Raw genomic sequence first — 2,293 nt, forward strand, 5'->3', positions numbered from 1 at the left:
GAGACAGTCGCACCACCGCGTCCACCACGCCACCAATCCGCGCTACCTCGACGCCAATTATGCCGGCACGCTGATCATCTGGGACCGCATATTCGGCACCTTCGTCGGGGAACTGGACGAGGACCGGCCGCGCTACGGCATCGTCAGGAACCTCGGCACCTTCAATCCGCTGAAAGTGGCATTCCATGAATGGATCGGCATGTTCCGGGACGCCTTTGCGCCTAGCCTGACCTTGAGCGATCGCCTGAACTATCTGATCAAGCCGCCGGGCTGGAGCCATGACGGCTCGCGCGAGACGTCGGAAAGCCTGAAGGCCGCCTATGTCAGGAGAAATCCTGATGAGGCCGGCAAGCCGGGGTTGCCGATAGCTGGTGTCGAGCCGGCCGAGTAACTTGTCGCCTCAGGATGGTTAGTGCGACCTGCCGTCGCGCATCAGCGTCTCATAGTCGCGACCGCCATAAGAAGATGTTGACGATGCGGACGAAGTTATCGTCGACGATGTAAGCGATGACTGCAGAGTGCTCGAACGGAACTGTTCGCAATCCTGGCAGGATATCATCGCGGGAACGACCGCTGCGTGGTGCATTGCCGATATTCTGGCAGCGGTCTTCAATGCGCAAAGTAAACTTCAGCGCAACTCAACGCTTCCGCCGGCGTCGACGATATGTCTGAAAATCTCGGCCAGATCATTTCTGGCATTTTCGCCGTATTCAATCTCAAGCCGCTGAATCATCGCCGCGGCTCGAATATTCAGCGGCGAGCTCCCTAAGATGGTCGCGAACCTTTTCCCCCGAATAGCCCGGCCTTGTGTCCTCAATCGACGCCTTCACCCGCGCTCTGATCGACGCCATACGCTCTGCATGTTCCTCTTCTTCGCGCTGGAAGGCGCGAAGGGCTGCACGGATGACTTCACTGGCCGAACCGAAGGAGCCGTCTTCGACCTTCTCCCGGATCATGCGCGCCATAGCGGGCGTGACGGTGACCGACAGTTTCTCGGCGGATTCCATGGATGCCTCTCTTATGTATAAAGTAGGATACTATCCTACTTTATACATAAGATCCAATCAGAATGCGAAGTCGTCTATTCCGCGGCTTCGGCCGTTTGCGCCGCCAACCCCAGCCACTCCCTGCAATCAGCGCGCGCGCGCGAGGTGATGGCGTGCCTTTTGGCAACAGTCTTGTCCTTGCCGCGCATGCGTTTGCCCTCGGTCTTCGGGGCTTCGACGGGCGGGAACAGGCCGAAATTGACGTTCATCGGCTGGAAGGAGCGCTTGCCCGGCTCATCGTCGGACACGATGTGCCCGCCGGTGATGTGGTTGAGCAGGGCGCCGAAGGCCGTGGTCAGCGGCGGCAGGGACGGTGAGTGGCCGAGACGCTCGGCTGCGGCGAAGCGGCCGGCAAGCAGACCGATCGCGGCACTTTCGACATAGCCTTCGCAGCCGGTGATCTGGCCGGCGAAACGCAGGCCGGGCCGCGACTTCAGTTGCAGCGAAGCGTCCAGCAAGGTCGGCGAGTTGATGTAGGTGTTGCGGTGCAGGCCGCCGAGGCGGGCGAAATCGGCGTTTTCGAGACCCGGTATGGTGCGGAACACGCGCACCTGCTCGGCATGCTTCAACTTGGTCTGGAAACCGACCATGTTGTAGAGCGTGCCCAGCGCATTGTCCTGCCGCAGCTGCACCACGGCATAGGCCTTTACGGTCGGATTGTGCGCGTTGGTCAGCCCCATCGGTTTCATCGGCCCGTAGCGCAGCGTCTCGACGCCGCGCTCGGCCATGATCTCGATCGGCAGGCAGCCGTCGAAATAGGGCGTGCCTTCCCATTGCTTGAATTCGGTTTTCTGGCCGTCGACCAGCGCTTGCACGAAGGCAAGGTACTGGTCCTTGTCCATAGGACAATTGATGTAGTCCTTGCCGGTGCCGCCTGGCCCGACCTTGTCGTAGCGCGACTGGAACCAGCAGGTATCCATGTCGATCGTGTCGAAATGGACGATTGGCGCGATGGCGTCGAAGAAGGCGAGCGCATCGGCGCCGGTCGCTTCCGCGATCGACTGGGCAAGCCCGGGGGCGGTCAATGGGCCCGTGGCGACGATCGCCTGGTCCCAATCCGCCGGCGGCAGACCAGGCACTTCCTCGCGCTGGATGGTGATCAGCGGGTGTGCTTCGAGCTTTTTCGTCACTGCGTCGGCGAACCCGTCGCGATCGACGGCCAGCGCGCCGCCGGCCGGAACCTGGTTGGCGTCGCCGGCGCTCATGATCAACGAGCCGGCCAGCCGCATTTCGGCATGCAACAGGCC

3 protein-coding genes and 1 pseudogene are annotated in these 2,293 nt (G+C 61.6%); 1 reads left to right on the forward strand and 3 read right to left on the reverse strand.

Annotation, left to right across the window (positions count from 1 at the left end; genetic code table 11):
* Positions 1-391, forward strand: a pseudogene (locus EOD15_RS32980) (sterol desaturase family protein); the annotation flags it as partial.
* A 49-nt stretch (positions 392-440) separates the two neighbouring features.
* Here the strand turns inward: EOD15_RS32980 and EOD15_RS37395 are convergent.
* The 3 genes from EOD15_RS37395 to trmFO all read right to left on the reverse strand — a co-directional run.
* Positions 441-620 carry a type II toxin-antitoxin system RelE/ParE family toxin gene (locus EOD15_RS37395; protein WP_348629443.1) on the reverse strand — a complete coding sequence of 60 codons (180 nt, stop codon included), beginning with the start codon at positions 618-620 and terminating at the stop codon, positions 441-443.
* Positions 621-716: 96 nt separating this feature from the next.
* Positions 717-1,007: a type II toxin-antitoxin system ParD family antitoxin gene (locus EOD15_RS32990; protein ID WP_127321632.1), complete on the reverse strand. Its 291-nt coding sequence runs from the start codon at positions 1,005-1,007 to the stop codon at positions 717-719.
* 74 nt (positions 1,008-1,081) lie between these two features.
* On the reverse strand, positions 1,082-2,293 hold a 1,212-nt coding region (trmFO, locus tag EOD15_RS32995; protein WP_127409228.1), incomplete at its 5' end, for a methylenetetrahydrofolate--tRNA-(uracil(54)-C(5))-methyltransferase (FADH(2)-oxidizing) TrmFO.

Origin of the sequence: Mesorhizobium sp. M7A.T.Ca.US.000.02.2.1 (assembly GCF_003996995.1) — a bacterium.
Classification (GTDB): Bacteria; Pseudomonadota; Alphaproteobacteria; order Rhizobiales; family Rhizobiaceae; genus Mesorhizobium.

Excerpts from the sequence above, each read along its gene's own strand:
- EOD15_RS32990 (WP_127321632.1), bottom strand. The coding sequence starts at position 1,007 with ATGGAATCCGCCGAGAAACTGTCGGTCACCGTCACGCCCGCTATGGCG.